Origin of the sequence: Duganella sp. CF402 (assembly GCF_900109645.1) — a bacterium.
Classification (GTDB): domain Bacteria; phylum Pseudomonadota; class Gammaproteobacteria; order Burkholderiales; family Burkholderiaceae_D; genus Rugamonas.
In genome coordinates this window covers 357676-375332 of sequence record NZ_FOBG01000002.1, presented here as the reverse complement: position 1 = coordinate 375332, position 17657 = coordinate 357676, and the positions used below count along the sequence as shown (strand labels likewise).

The 17657-nt window shown below is 62.4% G+C and carries 14 protein-coding genes; 13 read left to right on the top strand and 1 reads right to left on the bottom strand.

Features of this window, described 5'->3' with window-relative positions:
* From BMZ70_RS19795 to BMZ70_RS19775, 5 genes are all read left to right on the top strand, one after another.
* Positions 1-921, top strand: coding sequence for an ABC transporter permease (locus tag BMZ70_RS19795; RefSeq protein ID WP_092278613.1), 921 nt, complete (start codon positions 1-3; stop codon positions 919-921).
* Complete coding sequence (locus tag BMZ70_RS19790; RefSeq protein WP_092279532.1) at positions 921-1970, top strand: ABC transporter permease; 1050 nt, start codon at positions 921-923, stop codon at positions 1968-1970. Before BMZ70_RS19795 ends, BMZ70_RS19790 begins: the two co-directional genes overlap by 1 nt.
* On the top strand, positions 1967-3673 hold the full coding sequence (locus BMZ70_RS19785) for an ABC transporter ATP-binding protein (protein WP_092278611.1): 1707 nt from the start codon (positions 1967-1969) through the stop codon (positions 3671-3673). The genes BMZ70_RS19790 and BMZ70_RS19785 overlap by 4 nt, the downstream gene beginning before the upstream one ends.
* A gap of 25 nt (positions 3674-3698) precedes the next feature.
* Entirely contained in the window at positions 3699-4649 is a 951-nt protein-coding gene (locus BMZ70_RS19780; RefSeq protein WP_092278609.1) for a VTT domain-containing protein, read from the top strand.
* A 213-nt stretch (positions 4650-4862) separates the two neighbouring features.
* Positions 4863-5888, top strand: coding sequence for a glucokinase (locus tag BMZ70_RS19775; RefSeq protein ID WP_092278607.1), 1026 nt, complete (start codon positions 4863-4865; stop codon positions 5886-5888).
* A 6-nt stretch (positions 5889-5894) separates the two neighbouring features.
* Here BMZ70_RS19775 and BMZ70_RS29120 read toward each other — a convergent pair whose 3' ends face one another.
* Positions 5895-6023 (bottom strand): hypothetical protein, encoded by a 129-nt coding sequence (locus tag BMZ70_RS29120; protein ID WP_255372222.1) that lies wholly within the window; start codon positions 6021-6023, stop codon positions 5895-5897.
* 108 nt (positions 6024-6131) lie between these two features.
* Between BMZ70_RS29120 and scpB the strand changes: the two genes are divergently transcribed.
* From scpB to typA, 8 genes are all read left to right on the top strand, one after another.
* Positions 6132-6842: an SMC-Scp complex subunit ScpB gene (gene scpB, locus BMZ70_RS19770; protein WP_092278605.1), complete on the top strand. Its 711-nt coding sequence runs from the start codon at positions 6132-6134 to the stop codon at positions 6840-6842.
* Positions 6829-9030 carry a pseudouridine synthase gene (locus BMZ70_RS19765; RefSeq protein WP_092278603.1) on the top strand — a complete coding sequence of 734 codons (2202 nt, stop codon included), beginning with the start codon at positions 6829-6831 and terminating at the stop codon, positions 9028-9030. The genes scpB and BMZ70_RS19765 overlap by 14 nt, the downstream gene beginning before the upstream one ends.
* Positions 9031-9271: 241 nt before the next feature.
* A complete protein-coding gene (gene rimP, locus BMZ70_RS19760) occupies positions 9272-9760 on the top strand; it encodes a ribosome maturation factor RimP (protein WP_092278601.1) in 489 nt (162 codons plus the stop codon).
* Positions 9757-11322 (top strand): transcription termination factor NusA, encoded by a 1566-nt coding sequence (nusA, locus tag BMZ70_RS19755; protein ID WP_092278599.1) that lies wholly within the window; start codon positions 9757-9759, stop codon positions 11320-11322. The genes rimP and nusA overlap by 4 nt, the downstream gene beginning before the upstream one ends.
* A gap of 46 nt (positions 11323-11368) precedes the next feature.
* Positions 11369-14230 (top strand): translation initiation factor IF-2, encoded by a 2862-nt coding sequence (gene infB / locus BMZ70_RS19750; protein WP_092278597.1) that lies wholly within the window; start codon positions 11369-11371, stop codon positions 14228-14230.
* A gap of 71 nt (positions 14231-14301) precedes the next feature.
* Positions 14302-14691 (top strand): 30S ribosome-binding factor RbfA, encoded by a 390-nt coding sequence (rbfA, locus tag BMZ70_RS19745; RefSeq protein ID WP_092278595.1) that lies wholly within the window; start codon positions 14302-14304, stop codon positions 14689-14691.
* A 68-nt stretch (positions 14692-14759) separates the two neighbouring features.
* Positions 14760-15686 (top strand): tRNA pseudouridine(55) synthase TruB, encoded by a 927-nt coding sequence (gene truB / locus BMZ70_RS19740; RefSeq protein WP_092278593.1) that lies wholly within the window; start codon positions 14760-14762, stop codon positions 15684-15686.
* A 90-nt stretch (positions 15687-15776) separates the two neighbouring features.
* Positions 15777-17612: a translational GTPase TypA gene (gene typA, locus BMZ70_RS19735; RefSeq protein ID WP_092278591.1), complete on the top strand. Its 1836-nt coding sequence runs from the start codon at positions 15777-15779 to the stop codon at positions 17610-17612.
* Positions 17613-17657: the final 45 nt, after the last annotated feature.

The following is a 17657-nucleotide window of genomic DNA, read 5'->3' as shown; positions in this document are numbered from 1 at the left end:
ATGCTGGCTTATATAGTGCGCCGCCTGTGGCAGATGCTGCCGACCATGCTGGGTGTGGTGGTGCTGGTGTTCGTGCTGTTCAATTGGGTGGGCGGCGACCCGGCTTATATTCTGGCCGGGAAGATGGCGAACGCGGACAGCATCGCCAACATCCGCCGCCAGCTCGGCGTGGACCAGCCGTACTACGTGCAGCTGTGGATTTTCATCAAGCAGATCGTGACGGTTGATTTTGGCTTGAGCTGGGCCACCAGCGAGCCGGTGGCCAACATCATCGCCACGCGCCTGGGGCCGTCGTTGACGGTGCTGGTGCCGCTGACGGTGCTGGAGACCTTGATCGGCATTGCGCTGGCGCTGGCGATCGCGTTTGTGCGCGGCTCGCTGACCGATCGCGCGGTGATGATCGCGTGCACGGTGGGCATGTCGGTCAGCATTCTGGTATACATCATCGTGTTCCAGTATGGACTGGCGTACAAGCTGGGCTTGTTTCCGGTGCAGGGCTGGGACGGGCTGCGCTATGCGGTGCTGCCGATTCTGATCGGGCTGGCGGTGTCGCTGGCGCCGACCTTGCGGCTGTTCCGCAGTTTTGTGCTGGATGAGGTCGGGCAGGACTATGTGCGCACCGCGCGCGCCAAGGGCTTGAGCGAGCGGCGCGTGATGTGGGTGCACGTGCTGCGCAATGCGGCAATTCCGATTCTGACTTATGTCATGTCGAATTTGCCGGCGTTGTTGATCGGCGCGTTTTTGCTGGAGCGTTTCTTTGGTATTCCTGGCATTGGGCGTGAGGTGATCCTGGCGGTGGAGCGCAGCGATTTTCCTGTTATTAAAGCGATCACGGTGTACGTGGCGGCGGCGACGATGGTGGCCAATCTGCTGACGGACTTGCTGTATCAGGCGGTGGATCCGAGGGTGAAGCTGTCATGATGGTGCATGGAGCGTGGCGCCGCTTGCGCGCCGACCGGGTGGCGATGGTGTCGCTGGGTGTGGTGCTGGCTTTCCTGCTGACGGTGGCGCTGTCCGCCAGCGGCTTGATCGTGGCCGACTGGGAGAACGAGGTGGGCGTGAATTACGCGCCGCCGTCGTTTGTGGGCGGCGCGGCGGTTGCAGCGGCGCCGGCTGTGGCGCAGCAGGCCTTGCCTGATAATCCCTTCGATCCGATTGCAGACGATATTCGCGCGTTGCGAGCTGGTGGTGTCGAGATGTATGGCGTGGTCGATCCGCTGGCCGGCGATCTGGCGCAGTTGCGGGCGCAGGCGGGCGAGGGCGCTGCGGCGGCCGGCGTGGCGCGCCGCGCGACGCTGCCGTTCGGCGGCGACAAGTGGGGCCATGACGTCATTAAGAAAACCATCAAGGGCAGCGAGACGTCGATTGTGGTCGGGCTGGTGGCGGCCTTGCTGGCGGTCGGGCTGGGCACGCTGTTCGGCGCGGTGTCCGGCTATTGCGGCGGCGTGGTCGACGATTTTTTCAACTGGTTCTACAGCATCTTCACGGCGATCCCCTCCGTGCTGATGATCCTCGCCGTGGCGGCGGTGCTGCAGCAGAAGGGCGTGCTGACCATCGTGCTGATCCTCGGCCTGACCGGCTGGACCGGGCCATACCGCCTGATCCGTGCCGAATACCTCAAACACAAGGCGCGCGAATACGTGCTGGCCGCCGACGCCATCGGCGCCTCGCACTGGCGCAAGATGTTCGGCCACATCTTCCCCAACGTCAGCCACGTGGCGCTGGTGCAGATGTCGATTCTGGTGGTGGGCTTTATCAAGGCCGAGGTGATTCTGAGCTTCCTCGGCTTTGGCGTGCCGGTCGGCGTGGTCTCGTGGGGCAGCATGCTGAACGAGGCGCAGAACGAATTGATCCTCGGCCGCTGGTGGCAGCTGACCGCCGCCGCCGTGGCGATGGCGCTGCTGGTCACCGCCTTCTCCCTGTTTACCGATGCGTTGCGCGACGCGCTGGATCCGAAGGTGAAAGCATGACGCTGCTCGATGTACGCAATCTGCGTGTGGCCTTCCGCCTCGACCGCCAGCACACGGCCGAGGCGGTGAAAGGCGTGTCGTTCAGCGTGCCGCGCAACGCCACGGTGGCGCTGGTGGGCGAGTCCGGCAGCGGTAAATCGGTCAGCTCGCTGGCGGTGATGGGCTTGCTGGATCCGGCATCGGCGATGGTCGAAGGCGGCATTGAGTTCGACGGCCGCGACCTGCTGGCGCTGGATGGCAAACAGCGCCGCGCCATCTGCGGCAAGGAGATCGCGATGATTTTCCAGGAGCCGATGTCGTCGCTGAATCCGGTGTTCACGGTGGGCGCCCAGATTGCGGAAGTGCTGGTGCTGCATATGAAGATGAGCGCGGCGCAGGCGCGCCGGCGCACGCTGGAATTGCTGGAGGAGGTGGGCATACCCGAGCCGGCGGTGAAGATTGATGCGTATCCGGGACAGTTGTCCGGCGGCCAGCAGCAGCGGGTGATGATCGCGATGGCGATTGCCTGCGAGCCCAAGTTGCTGATTGCCGATGAGCCGACCACGGCGCTCGATGTGACGATCCAGAAGCAGATCATGGAGCTGATCGCGCGGCTGCAGAAGCGGCATGCGATGTCGGTGCTGTTCATTACGCATGATCTGGGGCTGGTGGCGCAGATTGCGGATCAGGTGGTGGTGATGCGACATGGCGAGGTGAGGGAGGCCGGGCCGGCGCAGCAAGTGCTGATCGAGCCGCAGGATGCCTACACGCGCGCGCTGCTGGCGTGCAGGCCGAAGCTGGACCAGCGGCCGCACCGGCTGCCGGTGATTGCCGATTTCCTCGATGTCGTTCCGGCGCAGGCCGGAACCCATGCTGAGCATCCCGGCACGCAGCCTATGGGTTCCGGCCTGCGCCGGAACGACGACGGCGGCGGCGGCGGGGCGCCGCTGCTGGAGGTGCGCAATTTAAGCAAGGTCTTCACCCAGCGCCAGGGCTGGTTCGGCAAGCGCGAATTCACCGCCGTGCACGACGTTTCCTTCACCCTCCCACGCGGCAAGACGCTGGGCGTGGTCGGTGAATCCGGCTCCGGCAAAACCACCGTCGGCCTGACCCTGCTGCGCCTGCATCAAGCCAGCAGCGGCAGCGTGCTGTTCGAGGGCCGCGACCTGCTGACCATGTCCGCGCGCGAATTCCAGGCCTACAAGCGCCGCATCCAGATCATCTTCCAGAATCCCTACGCCTCGCTCAACCCGCGCTTCACCGTCGGCGACATCCTGCTCGAACCGATGCGCATCCACCGCATCGGCGCCGACGACCGCGAGCGCACCGCCATCGCCCTTGGCCTGCTCGACAAAGTCGGCCTGCCGGCCGCCGCCTTCAAGCACTATCCACATGAATTCTCGGGCGGCCAGCGGCAGCGCATCGCCATCGCCCGCTGCCTGACCCTGCAACCGGAAATCCTGGTGTGCGACGAATCGGTGTCCGCGCTGGACGTTTCGGTGCAGGCCCAGGTGCTCAACCTTTTGCAGGATTTACAGGACGAGCTGGGCCTGTCATACATCTTCATTTCGCACGACCTGTCGGTGGTGAAGTATTTGGCCGACCAGGTGATGGTGATGCAGCACGGCGCCGTGGTCGAGCTGGCCGACGCGGAGCAGTTGTACCGCAACCCGCAACAGCCCTACACCAAGGCGCTTCTGGCGGCCATCCCCGGCAGCGGTTAAGCGTTTTTTAAGTTAAGATAGACGAATGGCGAATCTCATCCTCCTGCTGCAAGAATATGGTGTCCTGATCGTGTTCGGGATCGTGCTGGTCGAACAGATCGGCTTGCCTATCCCTGCCTTCCCGATTTTGATCGTGGCCGGCGCCATGTCGGTCGATGGCGACACCCACTGGCCCGCCGTGCTGGGCGTGGCCATGATCGCCTGCCTGATCAGCGACTATTTCTGGTTCCGCGCCGGGCGCTACTACGGCAAGCGCATCCTCAAGCTGTTGTGCAAGATCTCGCTGTCGCCAGATTACTGCGTCAGCCAGACCGAAGACAACTTCAACCGCTGGGGCCCGAAAGCGCTGATCGTCGCCAAGTTCATTCCCGGCTTTAACACCATTGCGCCGCCGCTGGCCGGGGCGATGGGCACCCGCACCAGCGTGTTCCTCGGTTTCAGCGTGCTGGGCGGGCTGGTCTGGAGCGGCGCCGGCATCGCCATCGGCGCCTTCTTCCACACCAGCGTCGACCAGGTGCTGGATATCCTGAGCACGATGGGCACCACCGCGCTGATCGTGCTGGGCGTGCTGCTGCTGTTGTTCGTGTCGTTCAAGTACGTGGAGCGCAAGCGTTTCCACCAGTCGGTTGATATCGAGCGTATCAGCATCGACGATCTCAAGCAGTTGCTGGAGCAGGGTAATGAGCCGGTGCTGATCGATGCCCGCAGCGTGACCGCGCAAATGCTGGATCCGGCCGTGCCGGGCGCGCTGCTGTTCAACGGTGGCGACCTGAATGCCGAGATCGTTGCGCTGGACAAGGGGCGCCACATCATCGTCTATTGCAGCTGCCCCAACGACGTCACTGCCGCCCACGTGGCGAAATCCCTGATCGGGCAGGGCTATCACCGCGCCCGTCCGCTGCATGGCGGACTGGAAGCATGGAACGCGGCCTTCCGCACCGAATCGCTCCAGGAAGACAACACCGCCTCCGCCTGATATGTGCCGTCGTCCCGGCGAAGGCCGGAATGACGGTGCTTGTTTTTAGGGTGAGTATGGAATCGATTCCATTTCAATGGCTGGTAGTCATACTACGGACGAAATATCCCGGATTGCAAACTTGTGTAGCAATCTGTACTAAAACTACAAACTCTTCTTGCCTGCAAACGGCAATATACCTTAAGCTTAAGCCTCAACTAATTTCGATCCATCATGACAGCTCAGTCCGTACAAACGCCTCCCTCCCTGACCACTGCTCTCCCTGGTGGCCCGCGTCTGCTGGCGGATATCGGCGGCACCAACGCGCGCTTCGCGCTGGAAACCGCTCCGGGCAAGATTGAGGCGATCGAAGTGCTGGCGTGCGCCGCTTACCCGACCTTGGCCGCCGCCCTGGTCGCGTACCTGGCCTCGCCAACCGTCGCCCAGGCCGGCGTCACCGGCATCCGGAATGGCGCGATTGCAATCGCCAACCCGGTCACCGGCGACATGGTGAGCATGACCAATCACCACTGGGCATTCTCGATTGAAGCGCTGCGCCGCGAAGTCAACTTCGACACCCTGGTGGTGGTGAACGACTTCACCGCGCTGGCCAGCTCGCTGCCGCAACTGTCGGCAACGCAAAAACACCAGGTCGGCGGCGGCGTCGGCGTGCCGGGCACCCCGCTGGGCCTGATCGGCGCCGGCACCGGCCTCGGCGTCTCCGGCCTGATTCCGGGCAAGGATGGCTGGACTGCGCTGCTGAGCGAAGGCGGCCACGTGACCTTCTCGCCGGCCAACCCGACCGAAGTGGCGATCCTGCAATTCGCCTGGAAAGAATTCGAACACGTGTCGGCCGAACGCCTGATGTCCGGCGCCGGTATCGAACTGATCTACCGCGCCCTGGCCGACCACAACGACCTGCCGGCGGAAAAACTGAGCGCGGCCGACATCTCGCGCCGCGCGCTGGCCGGCGAATGCTCGCTGTGCGACGACGCCATCGAAGCCTTCTGCTGCATGCTGGGCACCATCGCCGGCAATATCGCCGTGACGCTGGGTGCGCAGGGCGGCATCTACATCGGCGGCGGCATCGTGCCGAAACTGGGCGACCGTTTCGACCGTTCCGGCTTCCGCGCCCGCTTTGAGGCCAAGGGCCGTTTCAATAAATACCTGTCGGCGGTGCCGACCTGGGTGATCACCGCAGAATACCCGGCCTTCGTTGGCGTTTCGGCAATCTTGTCGGAGAGACTTGCTGCCGCGTAAGCTCAGTTACATTTCGATGACGTCGAAATGCGCGTTTTGCAGTTTTATCAGGTACAATTCGCGGTGTTGGATGAAACGTCTGGCTTCCTGCCCACGTTTCACGTAGAAAGCAACGGTTTCGGCCGTTGCCGGCATGTCCCTCTCTCCCGCCAGGTGCGCATAGGCCTTGGCGTCGGAAAAGCAGCTTCAGTGAGTACTCCCACCAGCCTCGCTGAATGTGATTGATTTCTTTCATTTTTGCTTATGGATAATCTTGAGGCTAAAAAAGTCCTCGAAACCGCCTTGCTATGCGCTCGTGAGCCGTTATCGATCCACAGTCTGAAAAAGCTGTTTGTCGAACTGGACGATCAGGACCGACCGCGCGGCCCCGGCATCGGCGCCGACACGATCAAGGAATTGCTGGAAGAATTGCGGCTCGATTGGGCCGGCAAGGGCGTGGAAGTGATTAGCCTGGCAACCGGTTGGCGCTTCCAGAGCCGCCCGGAAATGAAGTTGTACCTGGATCGCCTGAATCCGGAAAAGCCGCCCAAGTACACGCGGGCGACGCTGGAGACGCTGGCCATCATTGCCTATCGCCAGCCGGTCACGCGGGGCGATATCGAAGAGATACGCGGCGTAGCCGTTAATTCGCAGACGATCAAGATGCTGGAAGATCGTGGCTGGGTGGACGCCGTCGGTTATCGCGATGTCGTCGGCCGCCCGGCCTTACTGGGCACCACCAAGCAGTTTTTGGATGATTTGGGCTTGAATTCGCTGTCCCAGCTGCCTCCCTTGCAGCAAATCAGCGATGGTCAGAACGCGATGGAAACCCTGGAAGCGGCTCTGCAAGAGAACTTTGAGAAAGCTGCGCAGCAAGATAGTGCTGAGCAAGCAGTTGAGCAAGAAACCGGCCCCGCGCCAGATTTAACGGTTGACGCTGAGCACAACCAAGAAACGAATAATGAACAAACCTGATACCCCTGAGACCGTCTCCGACGCAGTAGCGACCGAAGTTGCCGCCAAGCCTAAGCGCCGCACCAAAGCGCAGATCGAGGCCGACAACGCCGCCATCGCAGCGGGCGAAGCGCCTGCTGCCAAGCCTAAGGCGCCGCGCAAGACCAAGGCTGCCGCCGCCGGCGAAGCCGAAGCTGCTGTACCGGCCGTCGCCGATGCACCCGCCAGCCTGTCGGCCGCTTCCCTGAAGAAACCGCGCGCCAAGAAGGCCGACGCTGCTGTTGCGGTCGCCGAGGGTGACGCGCCAGCCGCCAAGCCGGTCAAGCCGCGCGCCAAAAAGGCTGCTGCACCGGCTGCTGAAGTGGCCGTCGAGGCGCCAGTTGCCGCGCCGGCTTCTGCCGCTGCGCCGGCTGTGGCTGCTGCCCCGGCCGAAGGTGATCAAGGTGTGGTTCGCGGCCAGCGTCCACGCGGTCCGCGCCAGATGCGCGAGCAGCGCGCACTGCGCGAAGCGACGATGCCGCGTCCTGAGCCGGTGGTCGCCGCCGAAGGCGTCGCCGCAGCTGCGGAAGAGGGTGTTGCCGCGCCGGTGGCCCGCGACGGCAAGCCGCGCCATGAGCAGCGCAATAATCAGAATCAGCGCAACGGCAAGAAGAACAAGAACGGCAAGCAGCGTGGCGGCCAGAACGCCGGTGGTGCCAAGGCCAACGACGCCGATGCCGCGTTCTCGTACGTCACGTCGGATGCTTTCGATAGCGAAGAGCAGGGCAAGGGCCGTCAGCAGTCGAAGGCTGCGCGCCGCGACCTGACCTCGGACGACGACGCGCCGAAGCTGCACAAGGTGCTGGCCGAAGCCGGTCTCGGCTCGCGCCGCGATATGGAAGAACTGATTGTGTCCGGCCGCGTGTCGGTCAACGGCGAGCCGGCCCACATCGGCCAGCGCATCCTGCCGACCGATGCGGTACGCATCAACGGCAAGCTGATCCAGCGCCGCGTGAGCAAGAAGCCGCCGCGCGTGCTGATCTATCACAAGCCAGCCGGCGAAATCGTCTCGATGGACGATCCGGATGGCCGTCCATCGGTGTTCGATCGCCTGCCGACCATGAAGGCCGGCAAATGGCTGGCCGTCGGCCGCCTGGACTTCAACACCGAAGGCCTGCTGCTGTTCACCACTTCCGGTGACCTGGCCAACCGCCTGATGCACCCGCGCTACGGCATCGACCGTGAATACGCAGTGCGTACGCTGGGCGTGCTGGAAGAGGGCATGCGCCAGAAGCTGCTGGCCGGCGTGGAGCTGGAAGACGGCGTGGCGCAGTTCTCCAAGATCGCCGACGGTGGCGGCGAGGGCATCAACAAGTGGTACCGCGTGATCATCGGCGAAGGCCGTAACCGCGAGGTGCGCCGCATGTTCGAGGCGATCGGCCTGACCGTGTCGCGCCTGATCCGTACCCGCTACGGTGCCATGACCCTGCCGAGCAGCCTGAAACGCGGCCGCTGGGAAGAGATGGAAGAAAATGCAGTACGCGGCCTGATGGCGGCCTACAGCATCGAGAAAAAAGGCGGCGATGGCGCCAAGCCGCAGCAGCCGGCTGCGGGCAAGTCGCCGCAGCCAGCCAAGCCGGCCCAGAACAAGGGTCCGGAAAAGCGCGGCCGCAACGGCAACCGCGACCAGCACGCCGAGCGCGCCGACCGTCGCGATGAGCGTGATTTCGACGATGACGACGAGGACGACGAAAACGAGCCGAACTTCAACCGTGCCGACCTGAGCAACGCCAACGCGCTGCCTTTCGCCAAGCAGCCGCGTAGCGGCGGCCGTGGCCAGGGTGGTTTCGGCGGCAACGGCGGCGGCAATGGCAACCGTGGCGGCAAAGGCCGTCCGGGCGGCCAGGGTGGCCAGGGGCAAACCTCGAGCCGTCCGGGCGGTCGTCCGCAGGGGATTGGTGCTTATGCCGGCGGCCGTCCGCTGGGCGAGGCGCCGGGTCCGCGCGGCCAGGGCCAGGGCGGCCGTCCGCAAGGTCAGGGGCAAGGCGGTCAAGGCCGTGGCGGCCAGGGGCGCGACCAGCAAGCCAAAGGTCCGAGCCGTGGTCCGCGCCAGCCTGATCCGCTGCAAACCACCTTCGGTTTTGGTGCCGCAAGCGGCGCGCCGCGCCGTGGCCAGCAGCCGCGTGGCGGCGCCGCCGATCACGGCATGCCGCGCCGCCGCAAGGGCTAATCAAGTATCTTAAACCTTGTTGTAAGTCTGCCATGCCGCCCGTGCGGCATTGCAGCGAAGTTCATATAAGGTTATAATATCCAGCCTAGTAGAAGTTCTGAATCGCACTCTTGCTGCGGAACTCTTCATCTGGCTAGGTGTTTTAAGAAGATGGGCAGATGCCCATTTTTTTTTTGTTGAACCGTTTTAACAGGCTTGTTTTATGCCTCTGCATAAACAGGTCTTGAACTGGAGAATTTTCTTGCAGCTGCCGGAATTAATTGAAAAGACCGTCGCCGGTCTGGGCTATGAGCTGGTTGATGTCGAACGGGCCGAGCGCGGACTGCTGCGCGTGTTTATCGATTTCAGCGCAGAAGATGCCGAAGAAAAAGGTCCGATCACCGTGGAAGATTGCGCCACGGTCAGCCACCAGCTGTCGCACTTGCTGACGGTCGAGAACATTCCTTACGAGCGTCTCGAAATCTCGTCGCCGGGGCTGGATCGTCCGCTGCGCAAGCTGTCGGATTTTGCACGTTTTGCCGGTTGCGAAGTCGTCATTAAACTGCGCGCAGCCATGCCGGGTACGAACAACCGGAAATCGTTCACGGGGGTCCTGCTGGAACCCGAGGGCGAGAATTTGTCGTTGGAATTTGAAAGCAATGAAGGTCCGGCGCAGTTGGATTTCACACTCGCCGATGTGGATAAGGCACGCTTGGTGCCGCAGGTGGATTTTAAGGGACGCAAAGCATGAGTCGCGAAGTTTTGTTATTGGTAGACGCGCTGGCGCGTGAAAAGAACGTCGATAAAGATGTGGTTTTCGGCGCACTGGAGTTCGCGTTGGCGCAAGCCACGAAGAAACGCTATGAGGGTGAAGTCGACATCCGCGTTTCGATCGATCGCGAGTCGGGTGAGTTCGAATCCTTCCGTCGCTGGCACGTGGTGCCTGATGAAGCGGGCCTGCAGCTGCCGGACCAGGAAATCCTGCACTTCGAAGCGAAAGAACAGATCGCCGATATCGAAGTGGACGACTACATCGAAGAGCCGATTGAATCGGTGGAATTCGGCCGCCGCTTCGCGCAAGACACCAAGCAAGTGGTGCTGCAGCGCGTGCGCGACGCCGAGCGCGAACAGATCCTGGCCGACTTCCTGGAACGCGGCGATTCGCTGGTCACCGGCACCATCAAGCGCATGGAACGTGGCGACGCCATCGTGGAATCGGGCAAGATCGAAGCCCGCCTGCCGCGCGACCAGATGATCCCGAAAGAGAACCTGCGTATCGGCGACCGCGTCCGTGCTTACATCCTGCGCGTTGACCGCAATATGCGCGGCCCGCAAGTGATCCTGTCGCGCACCGCGCCAGAGTTCATCATGAAGCTGTTCGAACTGGAAGTGCCGGAAATCGAACAAGGCATGCTGGAAATTAAATCGGCCGCCCGCGACGCCGGCGTACGCGCCAAGATTGCCGTCTACACCGCCGACAAGCGTATCGATCCGATCGGTACCTGCGTGGGCATGCGCGGTTCGCGCGTGCAAGCCGTGACCGGCGAGCTGGGCGGCGAGCGCGTGGACATCGTGCTGTGGTCGGAAGATCCGGCCCAGTTCGTGATCGGCGCGCTGGCCCCGGCCAACGTGTCCTCGATCGTCGTCGACGAAGAGAAGCACGCGATGGACGTGGTGGTGGACGAAGAAAACCTGGCGATCGCCATCGGCCGCTCCGGCCAGAACGTACGCCTGGCTTCCGACCTGACCGGCTGGAAGATCAACATCATGACGGCCGAGGAATCGGCCGACAAGGCAGCCCAGGAAACCGCCGCGATCCGCGCGCTGTTCATGGAAAAACTGGACGTCGACCAGGAAGTGGCCGACATCCTGGTGGAAGAAGGCTTTGCCAGCCTGGAAGAAATCGCTTACGTGCCAATCTCGGAAATGCTGGAGATTGAATCGTTCGACGAAGATACCGTCAACGAACTGCGCACCCGCGCCCGTGACGCCCTGGTCACCGAAGCCATCGCTTCGGAAGAAGGCCTGGAAGGCATGGACGAGGCGCTGGTCGGTCTGGAAGGCATGGACCGCATCACCGCCGGCAAGCTGGGCCTGGCTGGTATCAAAACGGTAGAGGCTTTTGCCGGCCTGGCTTATGACGAGTTCGGTGCCATTCTGGCCCTGTCGTCTGACCGTGCACGAGCACTGATTACGAGTGAATTTGAAGATGTGACCGACGATGAGATGAAGTTGGTTGATGCGAAGTACGACGACCGCGCCAAAGGCTTGCAAGCCAAGGCCTGGAGTCTCACTGAATCTGCAAAGGCTTAATTTGAGTATTTTTATCATCTCCGCGACACATAGAAAAGAGGACTGAATGGCGAGTAACAACGTAGCCCAATTTGCCACCGAACTGAAGATGCCTGCAGACTTGCTGCTGACGCAGCTGCGTTCTGCCGGCGTCGAAAAAAGTTCGACGTCAGATCCATTGTCGAAAGATGATAAGGATAAGCTGCTCGACCACCTGCGCCGTACCCACGGCGCCGGTGCTGAAGAGAAGAAGAAAATTACGCTGACGCGCAAGGAAACCACCGAGATCAAGCAGGCCGACGCCAATGGCAAGGCCCGCACCATCCAGGTCGCCGTCAAGAAAACCCGCACCTTCGTGCAGCGCGACGAACCGCTGACCACCACCGCAGCCGCGCCGGCCGCGCCGGTGATCGACGCGGCTGAAGCCGCACGCCGCGAAGAAGAGGCCCGCAAGCAAGCGGAGCTGATCGCACGCCAGGAAGCCGAGCTGCGCGAGAAGCAGGAACGCCTGGCCAAGCTGGAAGCGGATAAAGCCGCCCAGGCCAAGGCCACCGCCGAAGCCGAAGCCGCCGCCAAGCGCGAAGCCGAAGAGGAAGCGAAGAAAGCCGCTGCCGCCAAGGCCGCTGCCGCCGCTGCGCCGGCTGCCGCGCCGACCGTGGACGCCGCTGCTGAAGAAGCCAAGCAAAAAGCCGCCGACGAAGCCAAGAAGAAGGTCGCCGCCGCCGCCAAGGAAGCCGCTGAACAAGCCGCTGCCACCGAGCGCGCACGCCAGGCCGTGGCTGACGAGGTAGCCCAGATCAAGGCCATGATGAACGCGCCGCGCCGCGCCATCAAAGCACCTGAGCCGGCACCGGCTCCGGTCAAGCCGAAAGTTGCCGAAGGCACGCTGCACAAGCCGGCTACCGCCGCCAATGCAGCCAAGCCGGGCGAGAAGAAAGACGACAAGAAGCCAGCCGTGGGCGGCGCCGACAAGAAGTCGATCAAATCGGCCAATGTCTCGTCGACCTGGCAGGACGACGCCAAGAAGCGCGGTGCGCCGGGCGGTGGCAAAGGCCGTGGCGCCAGCACCGGCCCAAGCACCGGCCGCGACAGCTGGCGCGGTGGCAAGGGTGGTCGTCGCCATCATCAATCGGATGATCGCGAAACCAACTTCCAGGCCCCGACCGAAGCCATCGTCAAGGATGTGCACGTTCCTGAAACCATCACCGTGGCCGAACTGGCGCACAAGATGTCGGTCAAGGCATCCGAGGTCATCAAGCAGCTGATGAAGCTGGGCCAGATGTGCACCATCAACCAGGTGCTGGACCAGGAAACCGCGATGATCGTGGTGGAAGAGATGGGCCACAAGGCGTTTGCCGCCGAGATGGACGATCCGGAAGCGATCCTGGCAGACCAGGGCGAGCACGCGCACTACGAAGCCGTATCGCGGGCACCGGTGGTGACCGTCATGGGTCACGTCGACCACGGTAAAACCTCGCTGCTGGACTACATCCGCCGCGCCAAAGTGGCGTCGGGCGAAGCTGGCGGCATTACCCAGCACATCGGCGCCTACCACGTGGAAACCCCGCGCGGCATCGTCACCTTCCTGGATACGCCGGGTCACGAAGCCTTTACGGCGATGCGTGCCCGCGGTGCGAAAGCCACCGACATCGTTATTCTGGTGGTGGCAGCCGACGACGGCGTGATGCCGCAAACCAAAGAAGCTATCGCTCACGCGAAAGCGGCCGGCGTACCACTGGTGGTGGCGATCAACAAGATCGACAAACCGGGTGGCAACGTCGACCGTGTCACGCAAGAGCTGGTTGCCGAGAGCGTGGTGCCGGAAGAATACGGTGGCGAATCGCCATTCGTGCCGGTATCGGCCAAGACCGGCGAAGGCATCGACAACCTGCTGGAGCAAGTGCTGCTGCAAGCCGAGGTGCTGGAACTGAAAGCACCGGTCGATGCACCGGCGCGCGGCCTGGTGGTTGAAGGCCGTCTGGACAAGGGTAAGGGCCCGGTGGCCACCATCCTGGTTCAGTCCGGTACGCTGAAGCGCGGCGACGTGGTGCTGGCGGGTTCGTCCTACGGTCGCGTTCGTGCGATGCTGGACGAGAACGGCAAGCCTATCGCTGAAGCCGGTCCTTCGATCCCGGTCGAAATCCAGGGTCTGACCGAAGTGCCGCAAGCCGGTGAAGAAGTCATGGTCATGGCGGACGAGCGTAAAGCCCGTGAGATCGGCCTGTTCCGTCAAGGTAAGTTCCGCGACGTGAAACTGGCCAAGCAGCAAGCGGCGAAACTGGAAAACATGTTCGACCAGATGGCCGAAGGCGAAGTGAAAAACCTGCCGCTGATCATCAAGACCGACGTGCAAGGTTCGCAGGAAGCGCTGGTGGGCTCGCTGCAGAAACTGTCGACCTCGGAAGTGCGCGTACAAGTTGTGCACGCTGCCGTTGGTGGCATCACCGAGTCGGACGTCAACCTGGCAGTCGCTTCGAAAGCGGTCATCATCGGCTTCAACGCCCGTGCTGATGCTCAGGCGCGCAAGCTGGCCGAATCGAACGGCGTGGACATCCGCTACTACAACATCATCTACGACGCGATCGAAGAGGTGAAAGCAGCACTGTCCGGCATGCTGGCGCCAGAGAAGCGCGAAACCGTCACCGGCCAGGTGGAAGTGCGCCAGGTTATCCTGGTGTCCAAAGTTGGCGCGATCGCCGGCTGCCTGGTTACCGATGGTGTGGTCAAGCGTACCTCGTCGGTTCGCCTGCTGCGCAACAACATCGTGGTCTGGACTGGCGAGATCGACTCGCTCAAACGCTTCAAGGACGATGCGAAAGAAGTACGCGCCGGTCTGGAGTGCGGCCTGTCGCTGAAGGCTTACAACGACATCCAGGTGGGTGATACGCTGGAAGTGTTCGAAGTGCAGGAAATCGCGCGTACCCTGTAATTTCGGGACGCACAGCAGTATCTGGTAAAGTGGACGGGCCTTCCCGTCCACTTGCCGTTTATGGAATCATCATGGCAAAACATAGCAAAAACATCCCACAGCGCGGCCAGCGCGTGGCCGATCAGATCCAGAAGGATTTGTCTGAACTGATCGTATTCGAACTGAAAGACCCGCGCGTCGGCATGATCACGCTGGCCGAAGTGCAGCTGACCCCGGACTACGCCCACGCCAAGATCTACTTCACCATGCTGAAGGACGACGCGGAAACCGTGAAGAACACGCTGGCCGGCCTGAACGCCGCCTCCGGCTACCTGCGCAACCAGCTGGGCAAGCGCCTGCACATCCACACGCTGCCGCAACTGCACTTCGTGCACGACACCTCGGCCGCGCGCGGCATGGCCATGTCGGCGCTGATCGACCAGGCCAACAGCACCCGCTCGCTCGACGACGGCGAGGAATAATTGGGCTCCGGCCTGCGCCGGAGCGACGGTCGTTCCGGCGTAGGCCGGGACCCAATCCTGAAGCGACTATGAAGCAATCCCATCCAAAAAAAGTCCGCGACCTGGTGGACGGCGTGCTGCTGCTCGACAAGCCGGTTGGCTTTTCCAGCAACGATGCGCTGATCAAGGCCAAGCGCGTGCTGAACGCCAAGAAGGCCGGCCACACCGGCACCCTCGATCCGTTCGCCACCGGCCTGCTGCCGCTGTGCTTTGGCGAAGCCACCAAGTTCTCGCAGGACTTGCTGGAAGCCGACAAGACCTACGAAACCATCGTCCACCTGGGCCAGACCACCGACACCGGCGACACCGAAGGCGAAGTGGTGGAGACGCGCGACGTCCACGTTACGCTGGAGCAGATCCACGCCGTGCTGGAAAAATTCCGCGGCCCGATCGCCCAAGTGCCGCCGATGTACTCGGCCCTGAAGCGCGACGGCAAGCCGCTGTACGAATACGCCCGCGCCGGTATCACGCTGGAGCGCGAAGCGCGCAACGTCATCATCCACCAGCTGGAACTGATCTCGTACGAGGCGCCGTTCCTCAAGCTGTCGGTCACCTGCAGCAAGGGCACTTACATCCGCGTGCTGGGCCAGGACATCGGCGAGGCGCTCGGCTGCGGCGCCCACCTGAACGCCCTGCGCCGCACCCAAGTCGGCGCGCTGACGATGGAGCACATGGTCACGCTCGACCAACTGGTGGCGCATGAGGCGCCGCTGTCGCTGCTGTCGCCGGTCGACGCCTTGCTGGCGAGCTTCCCGGCGGTGCAGCTCAACGCCGAGCTGGCCAAGCGCTTCCTCAATGGCCAGCGCCTGCCGCTGGGCAAGGAGCCGACGATCACCGTGCCGCAGGAGCAGGGCAGGGTGCGCGTCTACCTGGACGACAAATTGCTGGGCACCGCCATCCTCGGCGAATACAGCATTCTGGCGCCCGAACGTTTAATCGCATTTACGCCGCAATAAAGCGCTAGAGTTGCATCGCAACATGCTATACTAGAGGGCTTCGTGTGCCTCGAAGGTACTCACTCGCAGTTTTTCGCAAATATACAAACCATGTCTACTACTAAACGCGCAATTCGCAATATTGCAATCATCGCCCACGTTGACCACGGCAAAACCACCCTGGTTGACCAACTGCTGCGCCAGTCCGGCACCTTCCGTGAAAACCAAGCGGTTGATACCCGTGTGATGGACTCGAACGACCTCGAAAAAGAGCGCGGCATTACGATTCTGTCGAAGAACTGCGCGGTTGAGTACGAAGGCACCCACATCAACATCGTCGACACCCCAGGCCACGCCGACTTCGGCGGCGAAGTGGAACGTGTGCTGTCGATGGTTGACTCGGTTCTGCTGCTGGTGGACGCGCAAGAAGGCCCAATGCCACAGACCCGTTTCGTGACCCGTAAAGCGCTGGCCCTGGGCCTGAAGCCGATCGTCGTCGTGAACAAGGTTGACCGTCCGGGCGCGCGCGCCGACTGGGCCATCAACCAGACCTTCGAACTGTTCGACAAGCTGGGCGCAACCGACGAGCAGCTGGACTTCCCTATCGTGTACGCATCGGGTCTGAACGGCTATGCCGGCCTGACCGAAGACGTGCGCTCGGGCGACATGAAGCCGCTGTTCGACGCCATCCTGGAACACGTGCCAGTCCGTGACGACAATCCAGACGGCCCGCTGCAGATGCAAATCACCTCGCTGGACTACTCGTCGTACGTGGGCAAGATCGGCATTGGCCGTATCAACCGCGGCCGTGTGAAAACCGGCCAGGACGTGGTGGTAATGAACGGCCCTGACGCGACCCCGATCAAAGGCCGCATCAACCAGGTGCTGAACTTCAAGGGCCTGGAGCGCGTGCTGGTTGAAGACGCTGTTGCCGGCGACATCGTGCTGATCAACGGTATCGAAGAAATCGGCATCGGTTCGACCGTGTGCGCACCGGACACCCCGGAAGCGCTGCCGATGCTGACCGTCGACGAACCGACCCTGACCATGAACTTCATGGTCAACAACTCGCCGCTGGCTGGCCGCGAAGGCAAGTTCGTGACCTCGCGCCAGCTGCGCGACCGTCTGGAAAAAGAATTGAAGGCCAACGTGGCGCTGCGTGTCGCGCCGACCGAAGACGACACCACCTTCGAAGTATCGGGCCGTGGCGAGCTGCACCTGACCATCCTGATCGAAAACATGCGTCGTGAAGGTTTCGAGCTGGCCGTATCGCGTCCGCGCGTGGTGTTCAAGATGGTCGATGGCGTGCGCCATGAGCCGTACGAGCAACTGTCGGTGGACGTCGAGGAAGCCAACCAGGGCGGCGTGATGGAAGAACTCGGCCGTCGTCGTGGCGACCTGCAAAACATGGAATCGGACGGCAAAGGCCGGGTGCGTCTGGAATACCGTATTCCAGCCCGTGGCCTGATCGGCTTCCAGGGCGAGTTCATGACCCTGACCCGTGGTACCGGCCTGATGTCGCACGTGTTTGATGCATACGCACCGGTCGACAATACCAAGGGCGGCGAACTGGGCGGCCGTCGCAACGGCGTGCTGATTTCGCAAGACGACGGCGCCGCTGTTGCTTACGCGATCTGGAAACTGCAAGATCGCGGCCGTATGTTCGTGGTCCACAACGACCCAGTGTACGAAGGCATGATCATCGGTATCCACTCGCGCGACAACGATCTGGTGGTCAACCCGATCAAGGGCAAGCAGCTGACCAACGTGCGTTCGTCGGGTACCGACGAAGCGGTGCGCCTGGTGCCGCCGATCCAGATGTCGCTGGAATACGCAGTTGAATTCATCAACGACGACGAACTGGTGGAAATCACCCCGAAATCGATCCGCCTGCGCAAGCGTCACCTGAAAGAGCACGAGCGTAAAAAGGCCTCCCGCGAAGCGTAATTCGCCGGTCGCTGTCACAGCAAGAAGCCGCCTTCGGGCGGCTTT